The following is a 15,016-nucleotide window of genomic DNA, read 5'->3' on the forward strand; positions in this document are numbered from 1 at the left end:
TATTTTTTCATAAAAAAGCACGCTTTTACACAAAGCATGCTTTCCGTTACCGCTCCTCTATTTCTTCTTGAATGGCCTGCCCGAGATGGCGTCCCGGCTCATCGATTCTGCAGTAGATCCGGTCTCCGGGCCGGCAGTCTTTTAAAGCCATCGGCTCGTATTGATCCGTCATCAAATAAACGCTGTCTGCCCACTGCAGAGTAGCTGACAAATTTACTTCCCCTGCGCGGACCTTTATTCTCACGAGCTCGCGTTTTTCAATTTTCACCCTGCCTACCGGCACCTGGCGGGAAGCTGTTCCTTCGTACACAGTTACCGGCTCATCATGTTCTATTTCTGCGAGATACCTTGTCTTCTCTTCTTCGAAAATATACTGGTGCACAGCGCCGGCGTTGATACGAAATACGCGGGCTGGATACGTACTGGTCGTACGGTTTTCCGAAAGCGTATAAACGTACCCGTACCCTGTGTCTCCGACAAGCAGACCTTCGGCTGGAGATAAAATATCTGCTGCGTCTATGCAGACACGCGAGCCTTCTCCCACCGGCTCTATTGCTTCCACAATACCAAGCTTCCATACGTCATTTTCCATCATACTCATCAGCACCCACTGCTCCCGGAGGAGCTTTTGCCTTCTTCCTCCATTTTCATTTTGTGTTCTCTCCCCCATTTTTCCAATTCCCGAAGGAGGGATTCGAGTGACTCCCCGTAGCTTGTCAGGGAATATTCCACTTTCGGTGGAACTACCGCGTAAGCGTGCCGCAATACTAAGCCGTCATGCTCAAGCTCCTTGAGCTGCTTGATTAATGTCTGATGATTGATCTGCTGCAGCTGCTGTTTAATCTCACTGAAACGGAGCGTTTTTCCGACCAGTTCCATCAGAATGACGGCTTTCCATTTCCCGCATACTTTATCGAGCGTAATTTTAATATTTTCTCTTTCTTCTATGGTCATTCTTTCACTCCTTTAATCTAAAAAAAGACACTACTATATATTCGAATATAAGTATGTGCAGATATATTATATGTAGGTATTATAGCCTTAAAGTTAAGTGAATAAACGTTTAGAGCCTGTTTCTTCAAAAAAATCAGCAGCCTCTTTTAAGAGACTGCTGGCTTTTACTGTTCTTCTGCTATTTCTGAGAGCTCGGCCCAGCGTGTCATCGCCTGGTCCAGCTTTTCATTGATTTCCTTCTGGATACTGGACCACTTCTCGATGGCCGCGAGATCGCTGCCGCTCTGCTCCATCTGTCGTTCTGCTTCCGCCAGTTCATCTTCAAGACGGGCAATACGCTCTTCGATCTGGTCCCATTCCTGCTTTTCTTTATAGGACATTTTTTTCTTCTCCCCAGCCGCGCTCCTGAAAGCTGATGGCTCCGGCTTCTTCTCTTTACTTAGCGCTGGCCGGGAAGCATCCTTTTCTGAACTCATAAATTCTGAGTAATTTCCCTCGAATAAGGTAATCTGGGATGATTCATTAAATACAAACAGCTTTTCAGCTACCCGGTCAAGAAAATAGCGGTCGTGGGAAACGGTGACGACTACGCCTGGGAACTGCTGCAGGTATTCTTCGAGTACGCTAAGCGTCTGCACATCCAGATCGTTCGTAGGCTCATCCATAAACAATACGTTCGGCTCGGTCATTAAAATACTGAGCAGGTACACCCTCTTTTTTTCTCCTCCGGACAACCGGGAAATATACGTCCACTGATCTTCCCGTTCGAATAGAAAGCGTTCAAGCATCTGCTCAGCCGAAATACTTTCACCGTTAACAGTATATATAACTTCGGCAATATCGCGAATGTATTCGAGCACACGTTTGGATTCGTCCAATTCTTCCTGCTGCTGTGAGTAGTAGCCAAGCTTTACGGTCGGTCCGTACACTACCTCCCCGGCATCGGGATCGATCCGGTTGGCAAGAATGTTTAAAAGCGTCGTTTTTCCAGTTCCGTTTGGACCGACAATCCCTATTTTTTCTCCCGGGGTAAACATATAGTTAAACTGAGAAAACATATTCTTCTCTCCGTAGGACTTTTCCAAATTCTCTGCTTCTATTACTTTCTTTCCTAGTCTCGTAGACCCTACCGGAACCTGAAGCTCTTCTTTCTTCGGCGGCCCCTCCTGCTGTTTCAAAGATTCCGCCCGCTCTTTCCGGGCTTTTTGTTTTGTACCGCGAGCTTTCGGCTGCTTCTGAAGCCATGCCAGCTCCCGCTTCAATGTGTTCTGCCGTTTCGCTTCGGCATGCGCTTCATTTGCTTCGCGCTCGGCCCGCTTTTCCAGAAACAGTTCATAGTTGCCATCATACTCATATAGACGGCCGCGTTCCAACTCAAAGATTTTATTCGTTACTCTGTTTAAGAAATAACGGTCGTGCGTGACTAATATTAAAGCGCCGTTATAGTTAGACAAATATTTTTCAAGCCAGTTAATGGACTCATCATCGAGGTGGTTCGTCGGCTCGTCAAGAATAAGAATGTCACATTCCTGAATGAGCGCCCGGGCAATGGAAGCTCTTTTACGCTGGCCACCGGAAAGTTCATTAATTTTTTGGTTATAGACAGTCAGTCCCAGTCTATTTAACACCTGCTGGGCTACAGTGCCTGCTTCCCATGCCCCGAGCTGGTCCATTTTCTGTTGAGCCTTCATCCACTGTTCCTGTGCAGCTTCACTTTCGGGCTCCTGCTCCAGACGGGCCTGAGCTTTTTCATAATCTTTCACTGCTTTCATAATGTCGGAAGAGCCTTCATACAAATAATCAATCAGATTTTCTTCCTCTGGCAGCTCGGGATCCTGTGGAAGGTATTCAATTCTCAGCTGCTTGGAGTGCTGAAGCTTTCCTTTTTCCGAAGAATCAATTTCAGAAATCACGCGGAGAAGCGAAGATTTCCCTGTACCGTTAACGCCGATCAGCCCGATACGGTCTCCGGGCTCGATCGTAAATGAAATATGGTCAAACAGCACCTTCGTGCCAGTTGTCTGGTATAGATTTTCTGCTACAAGCAGACTCATGTTCTCACCGTTCCTTTCTCGTCCTTTCCTATCTTAGCATACTTGCTCGTGCTCCTGAAAAACACAAGGCTGTTTAAAGTCCCAGAAAACAAAAAAGCACTTCCCATCAGGCTGGGAAAGTGCTCTTATGCGAAAAATTAGATTTAGGAAAGATCCATTTTTTTCTTTTTGTTTCTTGGCGGACGGCTGTTTTTATTGGAGCCGTGGCCCTGGGGGCGCTTTTGCTTATATTTCGAAGAAGGCTTGCCCTGGCCTTTGGAACCTTTATTACGAAGCGGTGCTTCCGAAGTAAGTTTTACCGGCTCTTCTTTCAGCTCGCGTGAGTTCATTTTCAAGGCTGCTGCTACGATTTCTTTTGCCTCGTATTCGTTAAGCAGTTCTTCTGCTGTACGCTCCCAGTATTCGTTATCATCGTCTTGCATTGATCCGACCAGTTTTTGTACAGCCTGTTGGGCACGCCCTTCAACTGCATCATTTCTTGTCGGCTTAGGCGCTTTTTTCAACTTAGCCTGTACGGTCTTTTCGATAAGACGCAGGTGCGTCATTTCTCTCGACGGTACGAAGCTGTACGCTACGCCTTCGTTTCCTGCTCTTCCTGTACGTCCGATCCGGTGCACATAGCTTTCCGGGTCCTGTGGAAGATCAAAGTTATAGACGTGTGTAACGCCGCTCACATCAATACCGCGGGCAGCTACGTCTGTCGCGATCAACAGCTCAATCGTACCTTTTTTAAATTTCTGAAGCACTTTGTCTCTTTGAGCCTGCTTCATGTCGCCATGAATGCCTTCTGCTGCATAACCGCGTCTTGATAAAGCTTCAGCGAGTTCATCTACGCGGCGCTTCGTACGTCCAAAGACAATCGCAAGCTCCGGCGGAGTGTAATCGAGCATATTACAAAGAGTCTCAAACTTTTCCTGTTCGTTCACTTCAATATAATACTGATCGATTTTCGCCACTGTCATGCTTTTGTTTTTCACTTGAACCTGTTCAGGGTTAGTCATGAATTTATCTGCTACTCGCTTCAGCTTTGGAGGCATTGTAGCTGAGAATAAAAGCATCTGTCTAGGCTCTGGGATATCCTTTAAGATTTCTTCAATGTCATCCACAAATCCCATGCTGAGCATTTCATCAGCTTCATCAAGCACAACTGTATTCATTTTTCCGAGGTCGATCGTTTTTCTCCGCACGTGATCCATTAAACGGCCCGGTGTTGCTACAATAATTTGCGGTTTTCTTTTCAGCGCTTTGATTTGGCGCTGAATATCCTGGCCACCGTAAACGGCTACTGCTGTAACACGTTTGTGCTTTCCGAGGCGGTTTAATTCTTCGGATACCTGCACAGCAAGCTCTCTTGTTGGTGCAAGCACAATGCCCTGCGGAGCGTTAGCTGTTTTATCGGCTGCTTCAAGAAGCGGTATGCCGAAGGCTGCAGTTTTCCCTGTACCAGTCTGCGCCTGGCCAATAATATCCGTTCCGTTCTTCGCTTTTGGAATAACTTCCGATTGTATGGGTGTTGCTTCTTCAAATCCCATCTCTTCAATAGCTTGAAGAATAGGTGATTCCAATCTTAGTTCTGAAAATAAAGTCAAGTATATATTCCCCTTTTATGCTTATTCGATCATTTCGTATGAACTAATTAACATTACCATATTCATGAAAAAAAATCTATCTAATTTTCATATTCCATAGCAATTAACTATAAATTCACACTGGTTATTTAATTGTAATGAAAATGTAACATAAACTACATTGAACAGTTTATGTAAATGACGATATAATTAAATTACAAAATTTTCATTTAATTACGCATATAATTATGTGAGGAGGACGGGCAAATGGCTGTGGGGAACAAATTTGCATATTTTGTTGACCGTTCCGGAAGGCAAGTCACGGTGGGAACACTCAAAGATATCGAACAAATGGACTTAGGCCGTGGGCAGATTTATTATTGCGATTCTGAACAGGAGCTCCTCCAGGGTGTTAAAGAGTACTACCATAAAGAGTGTATCATCACCCTCCGTTCTCCAATGAATGATTTTAAAGAAAACCTTTCACGTTAACCTCTGCCCTGCTTTCTCTGAAAGCAGCGGTATACATATAAAGAGGGCCCGTTTTTTGCGGGCCCTCTTTACGTGTTTATTTCACTTCGGATTGAACTTTTACTTCAATGTTGTTTCGTGTAGCTTTGGAATAAGGGCAGTACTGGTGGGCAAGATCCACTAATTCGTCTGCTTCCTCTTTCGACACACCGCTGATTTCTACTGTAAGTTCAGCAGCCAATTGGAACATGCCATCGGATTCGTCTTTTTGCAGACTTACAGCTGCAGTTGTCTTAGAAGAAACGTCTTTATTTTTCTTGCTTGCCTGAAGGTTCAGCATGCCGTCAAAGCAGGCTGCATAACCCGATGCAAAGAGCTGCTCCGGATTGGATCCTGATTTGGAAGAACCTGAGCCTGGCTGTTCGAGATTCACATCAATCATTCCATCTTCAGAACGGACATGTCCTTCACGGCCGCCTTCTACCGTGGCTTTTGAAGTAAATATTGTTTCTGCCATACATAACTCCTCCATTCAACTTAATAACGATTGATTCCAATAGTTACTATACACTTTTGCTCCACTTTTTAAACATTCAGCGTTCCAAATTAATTTATTGGAATGCTTTTCACATAAGCTGAAGAAATAGTAAATACGGCAGTTGCCCCCCGGATAGAAGCTGTTATAGAATCATTGAAGATTAAGTAAAAATAACTGTCAGAGGGCTTTCCATTTTAAAATAGCAAATCCACAATAAAGGAGTCAGCAAAATCATGAATCAGGACTTTCCATTAAAAACCCCTACTAATTCTTTACTGCTCACAGCAGTTGATCATACCCGTGTTGGAGTTATCATTACTGATCCGGATATAGAAGACAACCCTATCATCTATACGAACAGTGGTTTTTGCAATTTAACCGCTTATTCCGCCGGAGAAATTCTTGGAAGCAACTGCCGTTTTCTCCAGGGGCCGGAAAGCGACATTCACACTATTGAGCGTATGAGAGAAGCACTAAAAGCATACGAACCACTTTCCATCGAAATTATTAACTACCGGAAAAATGGCACTAAATTTTGGAACGAACTCCACATTGACCCTGTATATGAACCGGAAGAAGATAAATATTATTTTATCGGAGTGCAAAAAGATATTACGAAACAAAAGAATGCAGAAAAAGATGCCTCAGAGTATTTCAATGAAATTAATCTTCTGTCCACCCCCATCGTTCCAATCATTAACAGCGTTTACGCCATGCCGCTAATCGGTAACGTTGACGAGCAGCGGCTGAAGATTATTTTCACAAATATTACTGACGTGATTCACAACTCCAAAGTAGAAACACTCATCGTCGATCTTTCCGGTCTTTCTACATTAAATGATGATATTATGAAAGGCATCTTCACTTTAAATGATCTTCTAAAATTGCTTGGCACTGAATTGATTGTCACCGGCATTTCACCAAGTCTTGCAGTACGATCAAAAGATATGGACTTCGATTTTTCCACTTTCCAGACCTTCGGCACAGTAAAAGACGCTATTCGTTTCAAACAACGGCACAGTTGATATTAATGCCATTAAAATTGATTCACAAAATGTATTGCTATTGTTTGGAGCACATGCTATGATGAATATACTATTTTGATCCGTTAGTTTGAACAAGGTTAGGGTTTTAGCTTCTGAACTTGGAACTATGCGGTTTGCAAGATAAGTATTATTTGTGCCACAGGGCACGCAGGAGGATTATTTTTATGGAACAAGGTACAGTTAAGTGGTTTAACGCAGAAAAAGGTTTTGGCTTCATCGAACGCGAAGGTGCAGACGACGTTTTCGTTCACTTCTCCGCTATCCAAGAAGAAGGCTTTAAAACCTTAGAAGAAGGACAAACGGTAGAATTCGAAATAGTAGAAGGCGACCGTGGCCCACAAGCTGCGAACGTTACTAAAAACTAATTAAACCATATAAAGCCGCTCTCTTTCGGGAGAATGGCTTTTTCTTTTCGAAAAAATCAATCATTCTTTAATATTTAAATATTAAAGAATGTTGCTATAATTTGGTTGACATGATACAATGAAATTACTATTTTGATCCGTTAGTTTGAACAAGGTTAGGGTTTTAGCTTCTGAACTTGGAACTATGCGGTTTGCAAGATAAGTATTATTTGTGCCACAGGGCACGCAGGAGGATTATTTTTATGGAACAAGGTACAGTTAAGTGGTTTAACGCAGAAAAAGGTTTTGGCTTCATCGAACGCGAAGGTGCAGACGACGTTTTCGTTCACTTCTCCGCTATCCAAGAAGAAGGCTTTAAAACCTTAGAAGAAGGACAAACGGTAGAATTCGAAATAGTAGAAGGCGACCGTGGCCCACAAGCTGCGAACGTTACTAAAAACTAATTAAGCCATATATGAACCTCTCTCCTTTTTGGAGAGAGGTTTTTTCTTGTTGATTTCAACATGCGGCTACATAAAAGGAATACTCAAAAACCGGGTATTCCTGCTGTATGGTGCTCTTTTTAGTGTTAGCGGCGTTTAAACGTTTCAAGAAATGCATGTACAATCTCTACCGATTGAAAAGCAAAAATGCTGAGTGCCGAAAGGGATAAGAGCCCCATTATGACAAAGCGCATATTCTGAACCAGATGCAAAGCCCACATGATTACCCCTCCTTTGATATATATCTATCATACTCCCCTGCCACATGTTTGCAACAAGTTTATGTTATTTTCTAACATATCTTCTACCTTACTGCGGTTCAATGAATCTCCATCGTTTTCAGGGCTAATTTTAATTAAAAGGAAACCAATTCTTCACTTTATTCTTCCAATACCTTACGGAAATATATTCAAACACATAGGTTAAAATTAAGCCGTATAAAATGACCCCAAACAAACTCAGCACTACCATTGTCCCCTGACCAAGTACTGTAACCGGTTCGATGTTAGAGCGCCCAAACATGACAAGCGCCATAAGCACGCTCAAAGCAGAAGTCCAAAGCGAGTCTGCCGGAGGTTCAATACCCCACACCCAAAGCACAAAACAAATATACAATATTAAAATACCGCCCCAAACGTAATATTGGTGCTGACGGCTTAAATAACGAATAAGCGGCATCGTGTAAAATTTGGTGATTGTCTTAAGACGGAAAAGGTGAATAATTCTTGCCAGACGTGCAAATTGAAAAATCGCATCTGCCGGTATAATTGCTATTAATAAAAAAGGGTGGGATTTTACAAATTCCCATTTCTTCTCTGCACGAAAAAAACGGAAAGCATAATCAAGCGTAAATAACGCCCAGGTTGTCCAAATAATATAACCGGATACTTCTGTCTCGTACCAGATCGTCCCCACAGAGAGAATTGCAAGCATCACCATAATCGCTTCGTATAATCGCTGCCCGAATCCCCGGTCTCTCTTTTCGCTCATTATCGACGACTCACTTTCCTGACCGTTATCTTCTCAGCTTTATTTAATCGTACTATTCTATGAAAAAAACAGCAAATTTTCTATTGCACAATTTGCTGCTAATGGTTATAATGGAATTTGTCTTGCGGATGTGGCGGAACTGGCAGACGCGCACGGTTCAGGTCCGTGTGAGCTTACGCTCTTGGAGGTTCGAATCCTCTCATCCGCACCATTTCTTATATAACGAACACACCAGGCTTTGCAGGCTGGTGTTTTTTTATGCTCTTTTTCTCTTTATTTTAGCACGGCGCTCTCTTCAGAGCATCTTTTTGTTATTAGTGTAAGCAGTGGGCAAAGACGGGTATTGGGATTACAGCACTAATTAATAACTATATGTCAGGAGGATCAAGGTGAGCAGACAATTGGCAGAATGGCTTAAAGCCTCCAATTACAGTATTGTAATGACCGGTGCCGGAATGTCTACGGATAGCGGGCTCCCTGATTTCCGGTCTGCGTCAGGTCTTTGGAACAATTATGACCCCAAACAACTTGCCACAGTTGAAGCACTCGAGCATCAAAACGAAGCATTCACAAAGTTTTATCAATGGCGACTGCAGTCCCTGCTAGATGCATCACCAAATAAAGGACATAAGATTTTAGCTCAATGGGAACGACAGAACCTCCTCCAGCACGTAATCACCCAAAACGTAGATGGCTTTCATCAAGCGGCTGGCCAGCAGCACGTCTCTGCTTTACATGGCAGTCTTCGGGAAATTAATTGCCATATTTGCGGCCGGCAGGCATCACAGGAAGATTTTTTAAACGGGTCTTCCCATTGCCCAAATTGTGGCGGAAAACTCAGACCAGGTATTGTCCTATTTGGTGAAATGCTTCCGGAACAGGCTATCCAGCAGGCTCAGGAGGCGACCGCAGCCTGTGATTTATTTATCGTTCTCGGCTCAAGCCTGCAGGTAGCCCCTGCTTCCCTGTTTCCAATGGAAGCAAAAGAAAGCGGAGCCAGGCTTGTTATTGTAAACCACGAAGAAACAGAACTCGATTCATGGGCAGATTTAACATTTCCCGGAGCTTCTATTCAAAACGTGCTCACCGAAACAAACAGGCATTTGTAGCTAAAAGGAGCTTCCAGCTACTGCTGGAAGCTCCTTTTTATGAAATGCGAGTAACCTTCACCTCTAAATACTGCATTAAAGTATGCGCCAGTTCTCTTGCTGCCCGGGCATCTTCTGCTTCCGGATCAAGCTCTACTTTCAGCGGCACAGCCACTATCTGCGCCCCCTGCTTTTGAAACTGATCTCTCATTATGTCGAGCGCCTCCCCGTATTTCGGGTACATGGAATCACACGAGCCAAACAGTCCTACCTTTAAACTTTCCAATGTCACGTTTTCCATCTCTTCATAATAATCCTCAACTTCGTACGGCAGATCCCCATCGCCCCACGTATACGTACCAAACAACACCCCGTCATACATCTTTAAATGAAGAGGGTCAGGCTCTTCTATGTCGAATTGTTCCCGGGTGAGTTGAATATCAAATTTTTGCAGCTCGTTTTCGAGAATATCGGCTATTTCCTCCGTATTTCCAGACATGCTGGCATAAATCATTAATATTGATTTCATATTTACTCCCCTTTATGTTGATACTGATAATCATTATCAATTATAACTTATCTCATTTAAGTCGTCTATATGTTAAACTAGTAAATGATAATCATTTTCAATATAGGAGGCATTTCTTATGACTGATATAGCCAGCACTCCACTAGCCCAGACTATCCAATCCCGCAGGAGCATTAAAAAATTCACGGACCAGCCGATAGATAAACAAACCATCCTTGAACTGCTTGAAATATCCAAATGGGCGCCTGATCATGGAGTTCGTGAGCCGTGGCGCTTTCTGCTATTTCTTGGCAGCGGTACGGAGAAACTAGCAGAAGCTCTCGCCGATTACCAGGAGCACGAGGGATCGAAAAAACCTGAAAAAGTACGGGCTCAAATTTCTGAGCTTCCCGGGGCACTGCTTGTCGTTAATCAGGCCGAGCAAAAAGTGAAAAAATGGGAAGAAGATTTTGGTGCAGCCTCTACCCTTATCCAAAACTTTCAGCTTTTAAGCTGGGAACAAAATATCGGCATGATTTGGAAAACTGGTGATTATATCTATTCAGACCGCTTCAAGCAATCGCTCGGCATCGATCCGGAAGAAACTATTGTCGGCATGCTGCAGCTCGGCTATTTTGAAAAAACACCAAAAGCCAAACCGAGAACGCCCATTGAAGAAAAGATTAGTATTTTTGAGTAAAACCTCATTTTCCATCAAAAAAACCTCCCTGAACGCCAGGAAGGTTTTTTTCGTATTAACAGAACGTATCTTTTGGCTTTGGTACAGAAAGACCGAATAACGGCCGCAAAAACAGGGCCAGAAATGTGCCCGCTAATGCAAATACTGCCCATACATAACCGTGTACACTAAAGGAAGCAATGCCGCCAAAGTAAGCACCAATGTTACATCCGAAAGCGAGCCTCGCTCCGTAACCCATCAAAAGGCCGCCGATAATGGAAGCAGAAGCGTTGCCAATCGTCACTTTCGTAAACTTAAACAGTCCACCTGCGGCTGAAGCAATAAATGCGCCTAAAATAACGCCAAAGTTCAGTACAGTAGTGGAATCAGCGAAAATTGTCGTTTGCAGCGCCTGCGCGCTTTCTCCGCTCCAATAATCCCAGCTCGAAGCGTTGATACCTACAGCCTCAGCAGCTTTGGATCCCCAAAGTGCAAACGCCGACGTAATGCCCCACGGCTGACCGCGCGTAAGCAGGGTTAACGCGTTTAATACAGCAAGCACTACTGCTGCAACCATCATAGGCCAGGAGCCGCGGAAAATTCGTTTCCAGCCGCTAGCTGTCGGCAAAGTAGCCATTGCCGGCGGATTTTTCTTTTTATCAATAATTAATGTTATTGCAATGACAGCAGCGAAAATGAGTAAAGATACTATCCAGGCCCCTGTGTACCCGAGACCGGTCGACGTAGCCAGCGAAATTGAGCCAAATGAAGGCGTATCATCTGTCCAGAACGAAAGGTGATATGCTCCCACTGTAGACCCGACGATGAAAAAGAGCAGCGTAATAAACATGTTCGTCCGGCCGCCGCCTACTGCATACAGCGTTCCGGAAGCGCAGCCCCCTCCGAGCTGCATTCCAATCCCGAACATAAACGAGCCAACGACTACGCTCACGCCGACAGGGCTGACGTACCCCGTCACGTCACCGCCAAAAAAGGTGGACCCAAGAGCAAGAATCGGTGCAAACAAAGTCACCGCTGCTGCAAGCATCACCATGTGGGCCCGCAGCGCCTGGCCGTTACCTACAGACATTAAGCGGCGAAATGCCGAGGTAAATCCAAACCTCGCATGAAAAAGCGTATATCCCAGAAGCAGGCCGATCGTAAGCAGAAGCGGCTGAACGATTGACTGGGTCAATGCAAGATATAACGTTAAAATAGCAAATACGATTAAACCCCCGGTAACCAGCTTATTCTGCGGAGCCCCCAGTTTCTTGGAAGCTTTTTCGGCAGTTTCCTGCTGCGAAACGGGCTGTACTGTTACTGCCATTATAATCCCCCATTCCTATCTTTTTAGTCAGTTTTACGTTCTTTATCTTAAATATTTTTTTTAAAATAGTCAAAGATGTTGCTTTTATAAATAAAATCTACTATTATGAAAAAGTTGAAACTTAAAGGTACTCAAAAAACTTGACCGTTTTAAGGTGGTGAGAGGCATGGATGAAAAGAAAATATACATTCAGCAGACCGCGATGCAGCTGTTTTCGAGTCAGGGGTTCTTTCACACCTCCGTACAGGATATTGCTGAAGCATGCCGGATGTCTAAAGCTTCAATTTATAAAATCTTTCATTCCAAGGAAGATATTCTCGCCCAAATTGTAAGAGATAATTTAAACCACATTATTCACCGTGCCAATTACGCCTGTAATGAACAATCCAAGCAGCCGAGGGATCAGCTTATTGCCAAACTTTCGAGGGAAATCGAGGGGCTCGTTGAGCACCGCGAATACGTCTGGATGCTTTATCAATCTGCCTCTATTAACAAGCAGTCTGATAATATTAAAGCTCTTTTAAAACAAGGCCAGCTCATCATGGTGAACTGGCATAAAGACACACTTCTCGAGACGTTTGGAGACGATATAGAGCCTTTTGTCTGGGACCTTGCAATTTGCATGCAGGGGATGAGCCGGGAAATGATCGCTTTCGCTGAGAAAGTTGACCGGTACAATTTTGATTTCGAGCGGCTCGCTGAAGTGTTGGTTACCAGTATTGAAAGTATTATCAAACACAAAACTTCCTCTGCTTCAGTATTTTCGAGCGAAGATATGGAGCCATTTAATCTTCGGGGTCATTACGGGGAAATCGATCAGAAGGATCTCTGGGACCGTACCATCCAGCAGGTACGGGCGTTTATTCATTATCGCTTTCCTTCCTATGAAAAAAAGCAGTGGGTGGAAGCGGTCGACCGTTTAAACCAGGAATTCTACGACTCTGAGCCTGAAATGATTGTAATGGAGTCGCTGTTTTGTTTTCTCGAGAAAAATGAAGATCTGCAAATTAATATTAATATCCTGCGGGAGATTATTCAGTAACTTCAGGATCCGGTATTGTTCATTTATTTCGGTTTTCTTGCTATACCGGCTCTTAAAATTGCACAGCCAAGCCTCAAACCGTCAGCGCAAAAAGTCAGATATTTGTTTTTCTTCAAAACAAGTTTCTTGATTTTTCCTGTAGCTGGCGTTATTATATGCTGATGAAAACTAATAAGTACTTTTAAAACCATTTCGTTTTATAAATAATTGATAACCGTGAAATGCATTACATCGAAGGAGGGCTTCTCATGCCTGAAGAAGCAGCTACACAAATACCTGCGAAAACAAGAAATTTAATCATCGCGGTATTTCTTACCGGAGCGTTTATCGCTATTTTAAACCAGACCCTTCTGGCTGTGGCCATACCGAGCATTATGGCTGATTTAAACGTGAGTGCCAACACAGCCCAGTGGGTAACCACCGTTTTTATGCTCGTTAATGGAATTATGATTCCGATCACCGCCTTCCTCATTGAAAAATTCACTACCCGGGGGCTGTTTTTGTTTGCTATGTCCTCTTTTGCCCTCGGGACATTGTTTGCAGCCCTGTCACCGACCTTCGGACTGCTTATGGCCGGCCGGGTTATCCAGGGCGTCGGCGCCGGTATAATGATTCCATTAATGCAGACCTCCATCATGACCATGTTTCCTCTTTCCCAGCGTGGCCAGGCCATGGGCCTCGCCGGGCTCGCTATTGCCTTCGCACCGGCATTCGGTCCTACTCTGTCCGGCTGGGTCGTGGATTCGTACTCCTGGAATACATTATTTTATATTATTCTTCCAATCGCCATCGTAGACATTATTTTAGCGTACCTTTTACTGAAAAATGTAACAGAGCTTAAACATCCAAAGCTTGATTTAGTATCAATTTCGCTATCAACAGCCGGGTTTGGAGGTTTACTGTACGGATTTAGCGCTGCCGGAAACAGTGGATGGGGAAGTGCTACAGTAATCACTACTCTTGCTGTAGGCACGGTGGCCCTATTCCTGTTTATATGGAGACAGCTTCATGTGGAAAGACCAATACTCGAGTTCCGGGTCTTAAAAAATCCTGTTTTTACGCTCACTGTTCTGGTTGCCATAGCCTGTTTTGTCTCCATGGTCGGTTCTCAAACACTGATTCCTCTATATGTGCAAAACGCACGCGGCCTCTCCGCTCTGGATTCCGGGCTGATGCTTTTGCCAGGGGCTCTGCTAATGGGCATTATGAGTCCTTTCACTGGACGGATTTTCGACAAGGTTGGCGGAAGAGGACTCGCAATTACCGGACTTTCTCTATTAACAGTCGGCACCATTCCTTACATGTTTTTAACTGAAAACACCTCCATCGTCTTTTTAACCGTAATGTTTGCACTCCGGATGCTCGGTGTCGCTATGGTTTTAATGCCGATGACAACTGCAGGACTGAATCAGCTTCCAAACTCATTAATCGCCCACGGCACGGCAATGACGAATACGCTGCGCCAGGTGGCGGGTTCAATTGGTACAGCCGTCCTGATTACCGTTATGTCCCAGAGTGCTTCCGGTGCAGCGCGGGCAGGCGAGGTGTCAAGCCAGAGCGGCGCATTGATTCATGGCATTAACGTGGCTTTCTTTGTCGCTTTGGTTTCTGCCATTATCGGCCTTGTACTTTCTTTCTTTCTTAAAAACACAAGACCGGATACGATGGAAAAACGCGATATTCGCGGAAGTAAAAGCAGCACAAGGGAAAGCAAAGCGTAAACACTATTATTTTCTGCAAAACCACTCTCAGCAATGTCTGAGGGTGTTTTTTGCTGTTTTAACCGTGAAAATTTTCTGTAAAATACCTTGAACTTTAACTCAGAAAAAGATACAGTTTAGCTACATGAACACCTCTCACGTAAAAATCAGGAGGTCATTCGAGTACTATTGGAAGGGAGAAAA

Annotated in this window: 18 protein-coding genes and 1 tRNA gene; 9 read left to right on the forward strand and 10 right to left on the reverse strand. The window is 44.1% G+C overall.

What is annotated here, in order from left to right:
- Positions 1-46 precede the first annotated feature (46 nt).
- The 4 genes from Q9M42_RS08270 to Q9M42_RS08285 form a co-directional block, all read right to left on the reverse strand.
- Positions 47-601 (reverse strand): 3-dehydroquinate synthase II, encoded by a 555-nt coding sequence (locus Q9M42_RS08270; protein ID WP_322526018.1) that lies wholly within the window; start codon positions 599-601, stop codon positions 47-49.
- Positions 601-954, reverse strand: coding sequence for a winged helix-turn-helix transcriptional regulator (locus Q9M42_RS08275; protein WP_022794628.1), 354 nt, complete (start codon positions 952-954; stop codon positions 601-603). The genes Q9M42_RS08270 and Q9M42_RS08275 overlap by 1 nt, the downstream gene beginning before the upstream one ends.
- A gap of 164 nt (positions 955-1,118) precedes the next feature.
- Positions 1,119-3,008 (reverse strand): ABC-F family ATP-binding cassette domain-containing protein, encoded by a 1,890-nt coding sequence (locus tag Q9M42_RS08280; protein ID WP_322526019.1) that lies wholly within the window; start codon positions 3,006-3,008, stop codon positions 1,119-1,121.
- 143 nt (positions 3,009-3,151) lie between these two features.
- Positions 3,152-4,597, reverse strand: a complete 1,446-nt coding sequence (locus tag Q9M42_RS08285) for a DEAD/DEAH box helicase (RefSeq protein WP_322526020.1) — start codon at positions 4,595-4,597, stop codon at positions 3,152-3,154.
- Positions 4,598-4,843: 246 nt separating this feature from the next.
- On the opposite strand from Q9M42_RS08285, the gene Q9M42_RS08290 reads away from it, so the two are divergent.
- Positions 4,844-5,068 (forward strand): hypothetical protein, encoded by a 225-nt coding sequence (locus Q9M42_RS08290; protein ID WP_322526021.1) that lies wholly within the window; start codon positions 4,844-4,846, stop codon positions 5,066-5,068.
- Between the two features lie 76 nt (positions 5,069-5,144).
- Here Q9M42_RS08290 and Q9M42_RS08295 read toward each other — a convergent pair whose 3' ends face one another.
- The gene (locus Q9M42_RS08295; protein ID WP_298788255.1) at positions 5,145-5,564 is read right to left on the reverse strand and encodes an organic hydroperoxide resistance protein; all 420 of its coding nucleotides are present in this window, start codon (positions 5,562-5,564) and stop codon (positions 5,145-5,147) included.
- Positions 5,565-5,818: 254 nt separating this feature from the next.
- On the opposite strand from Q9M42_RS08295, the gene Q9M42_RS08300 reads away from it, so the two are divergent.
- The 3 genes from Q9M42_RS08300 to Q9M42_RS08310 all read left to right on the forward strand — a co-directional run bounded on the left by Q9M42_RS08300 (position 5,819) and on the right by Q9M42_RS08310 (position 7,439).
- The gene (locus tag Q9M42_RS08300) at positions 5,819-6,610 is read left to right on the forward strand and encodes a PAS domain-containing protein (RefSeq protein WP_322526022.1); all 792 of its coding nucleotides are present in this window, start codon (positions 5,819-5,821) and stop codon (positions 6,608-6,610) included.
- Positions 6,611-6,795: 185 nt separating this feature from the next.
- Positions 6,796-6,996 carry a cold-shock protein gene (locus Q9M42_RS08305; protein WP_027847408.1) on the forward strand — a complete coding sequence of 67 codons (201 nt, stop codon included), beginning with the start codon at positions 6,796-6,798 and terminating at the stop codon, positions 6,994-6,996.
- 242 nt (positions 6,997-7,238) lie between these two features.
- Positions 7,239-7,439, forward strand: coding sequence for a cold-shock protein (locus Q9M42_RS08310; protein ID WP_027847408.1), 201 nt, complete (start codon positions 7,239-7,241; stop codon positions 7,437-7,439).
- Between the two features lie 125 nt (positions 7,440-7,564).
- Here the strand turns inward: Q9M42_RS08310 and Q9M42_RS08315 are convergent, their stop codons facing one another.
- The gene (locus tag Q9M42_RS08315; protein ID WP_322526023.1) at positions 7,565-7,699 is read right to left on the reverse strand and encodes a hypothetical protein; all 135 of its coding nucleotides are present in this window, start codon (positions 7,697-7,699) and stop codon (positions 7,565-7,567) included.
- Positions 7,700-7,829: 130 nt separating this feature from the next.
- On the reverse strand, positions 7,830-8,468 hold the full coding sequence (locus Q9M42_RS08320; protein WP_322526024.1) for a hypothetical protein: 639 nt from the start codon (positions 8,466-8,468) through the stop codon (positions 7,830-7,832).
- A gap of 124 nt (positions 8,469-8,592) precedes the next feature.
- Between Q9M42_RS08320 and Q9M42_RS08325 the strand changes: the two genes are divergently transcribed.
- Positions 8,593-8,679: transfer RNA gene (locus Q9M42_RS08325), tRNA-Leu, on the forward strand.
- A gap of 178 nt (positions 8,680-8,857) precedes the next feature.
- On the forward strand, positions 8,858-9,577 hold the full coding sequence (locus tag Q9M42_RS08330) for an NAD-dependent deacylase (RefSeq protein WP_322526025.1): 720 nt from the start codon (positions 8,858-8,860) through the stop codon (positions 9,575-9,577).
- 37 nt (positions 9,578-9,614) lie between these two features.
- On the opposite strand, the gene Q9M42_RS08335 is transcribed toward Q9M42_RS08330, so the two are convergent.
- Positions 9,615-10,085 carry a flavodoxin gene (locus Q9M42_RS08335; protein ID WP_322526026.1) on the reverse strand — a complete coding sequence of 157 codons (471 nt, stop codon included), beginning with the start codon at positions 10,083-10,085 and terminating at the stop codon, positions 9,615-9,617.
- Between the two features lie 118 nt (positions 10,086-10,203).
- Between Q9M42_RS08335 and Q9M42_RS08340 the strand changes: the two genes are divergently transcribed.
- Positions 10,204-10,764, forward strand: coding sequence for a nitroreductase family protein (locus Q9M42_RS08340; protein WP_322526027.1), 561 nt, complete (start codon positions 10,204-10,206; stop codon positions 10,762-10,764).
- A 55-nt stretch (positions 10,765-10,819) separates the two neighbouring features.
- Here the strand turns inward: Q9M42_RS08340 and Q9M42_RS08345 are convergent, their stop codons facing one another.
- Positions 10,820-12,070: a YeeE/YedE family protein gene (locus tag Q9M42_RS08345; RefSeq protein ID WP_322526028.1), complete on the reverse strand. Its 1,251-nt coding sequence runs from the start codon at positions 12,068-12,070 to the stop codon at positions 10,820-10,822.
- A 166-nt stretch (positions 12,071-12,236) separates the two neighbouring features.
- On the opposite strand from Q9M42_RS08345, the gene Q9M42_RS08350 reads away from it, so the two are divergent.
- Entirely contained in the window at positions 12,237-13,112 is an 876-nt protein-coding gene (locus Q9M42_RS08350) for a TetR/AcrR family transcriptional regulator (RefSeq protein ID WP_322526029.1), read from the forward strand.
- Between the two features lie 23 nt (positions 13,113-13,135).
- Here the strand turns inward: Q9M42_RS08350 and Q9M42_RS08355 are convergent, their stop codons facing one another.
- The gene (locus Q9M42_RS08355; RefSeq protein WP_322526030.1) at positions 13,136-13,303 is read right to left on the reverse strand and encodes a hypothetical protein; all 168 of its coding nucleotides are present in this window, start codon (positions 13,301-13,303) and stop codon (positions 13,136-13,138) included.
- A 57-nt stretch (positions 13,304-13,360) separates the two neighbouring features.
- On the opposite strand from Q9M42_RS08355, the gene Q9M42_RS08360 reads away from it, so the two are divergent.
- Entirely contained in the window at positions 13,361-14,833 is a 1,473-nt protein-coding gene (locus tag Q9M42_RS08360) for an MDR family MFS transporter (protein ID WP_322526031.1), read from the forward strand.
- Positions 14,834-15,016 lie beyond the last annotated feature (183 nt).

Source organism: Marinococcus luteus (genome assembly GCF_034497705.1).
Taxonomy (GTDB): Bacteria; Bacillota; Bacilli; order Bacillales; family Marinococcaceae; genus Marinococcus; species Marinococcus luteus_A.

What these genes read in the sequence shown, in the direction of transcription:
- Q9M42_RS08270 (WP_322526018.1), bottom strand. Translation starts at nt 601, where the DNA reads ATGAGTATGATGGAAAATGACGTATGGAAGCTTGGTATTGTGGAAGCA.
- Q9M42_RS08275 (WP_022794628.1), bottom strand. Translation starts at nt 954, where the DNA reads ATGACCATAGAAGAAAGAGAAAATATTAAAATTACGCTCGATAAAGTA.
- Q9M42_RS08280 (WP_322526019.1), bottom strand. Translation starts at nt 3,008, where the DNA reads ATGAGTCTGCTTGTAGCAGAAAATCTATACCAGACAACTGGCACGAAG.
- Q9M42_RS08290 (WP_322526021.1), top strand. Translation starts at nt 4,844, where the DNA reads ATGGCTGTGGGGAACAAATTTGCATATTTTGTTGACCGTTCCGGAAGG.
- Q9M42_RS08295 (WP_298788255.1), bottom strand. Translation starts at nt 5,564, where the DNA reads ATGGCAGAAACAATATTTACTTCAAAAGCCACGGTAGAAGGCGGCCGT.
- Q9M42_RS08300 (WP_322526022.1), top strand. Translation starts at nt 5,819, where the DNA reads ATGAATCAGGACTTTCCATTAAAAACCCCTACTAATTCTTTACTGCTC.
- Q9M42_RS08305 (WP_027847408.1), top strand. Translation starts at nt 6,796, where the DNA reads ATGGAACAAGGTACAGTTAAGTGGTTTAACGCAGAAAAAGGTTTTGGC.
- Q9M42_RS08310 (WP_027847408.1), top strand. Translation starts at nt 7,239, where the DNA reads ATGGAACAAGGTACAGTTAAGTGGTTTAACGCAGAAAAAGGTTTTGGC.
- Q9M42_RS08315 (WP_322526023.1), bottom strand. Translation starts at nt 7,699, where the DNA reads ATGTGGGCTTTGCATCTGGTTCAGAATATGCGCTTTGTCATAATGGGG.
- Q9M42_RS08320 (WP_322526024.1), bottom strand. Translation starts at nt 8,468, where the DNA reads ATGAGCGAAAAGAGAGACCGGGGATTCGGGCAGCGATTATACGAAGCG.
- Q9M42_RS08335 (WP_322526026.1), bottom strand. Translation starts at nt 10,085, where the DNA reads ATGAAATCAATATTAATGATTTATGCCAGCATGTCTGGAAATACGGAG.
- Q9M42_RS08340 (WP_322526027.1), top strand. Translation starts at nt 10,204, where the DNA reads ATGACTGATATAGCCAGCACTCCACTAGCCCAGACTATCCAATCCCGC.
- Q9M42_RS08345 (WP_322526028.1), bottom strand. Translation starts at nt 12,070, where the DNA reads ATGGCAGTAACAGTACAGCCCGTTTCGCAGCAGGAAACTGCCGAAAAA.
- Q9M42_RS08350 (WP_322526029.1), top strand. Translation starts at nt 12,237, where the DNA reads ATGGATGAAAAGAAAATATACATTCAGCAGACCGCGATGCAGCTGTTT.
- Q9M42_RS08355 (WP_322526030.1), bottom strand. Translation starts at nt 13,303, where the DNA reads ATGGTTTTAAAAGTACTTATTAGTTTTCATCAGCATATAATAACGCCA.
- Q9M42_RS08360 (WP_322526031.1), top strand. Translation starts at nt 13,361, where the DNA reads ATGCCTGAAGAAGCAGCTACACAAATACCTGCGAAAACAAGAAATTTA.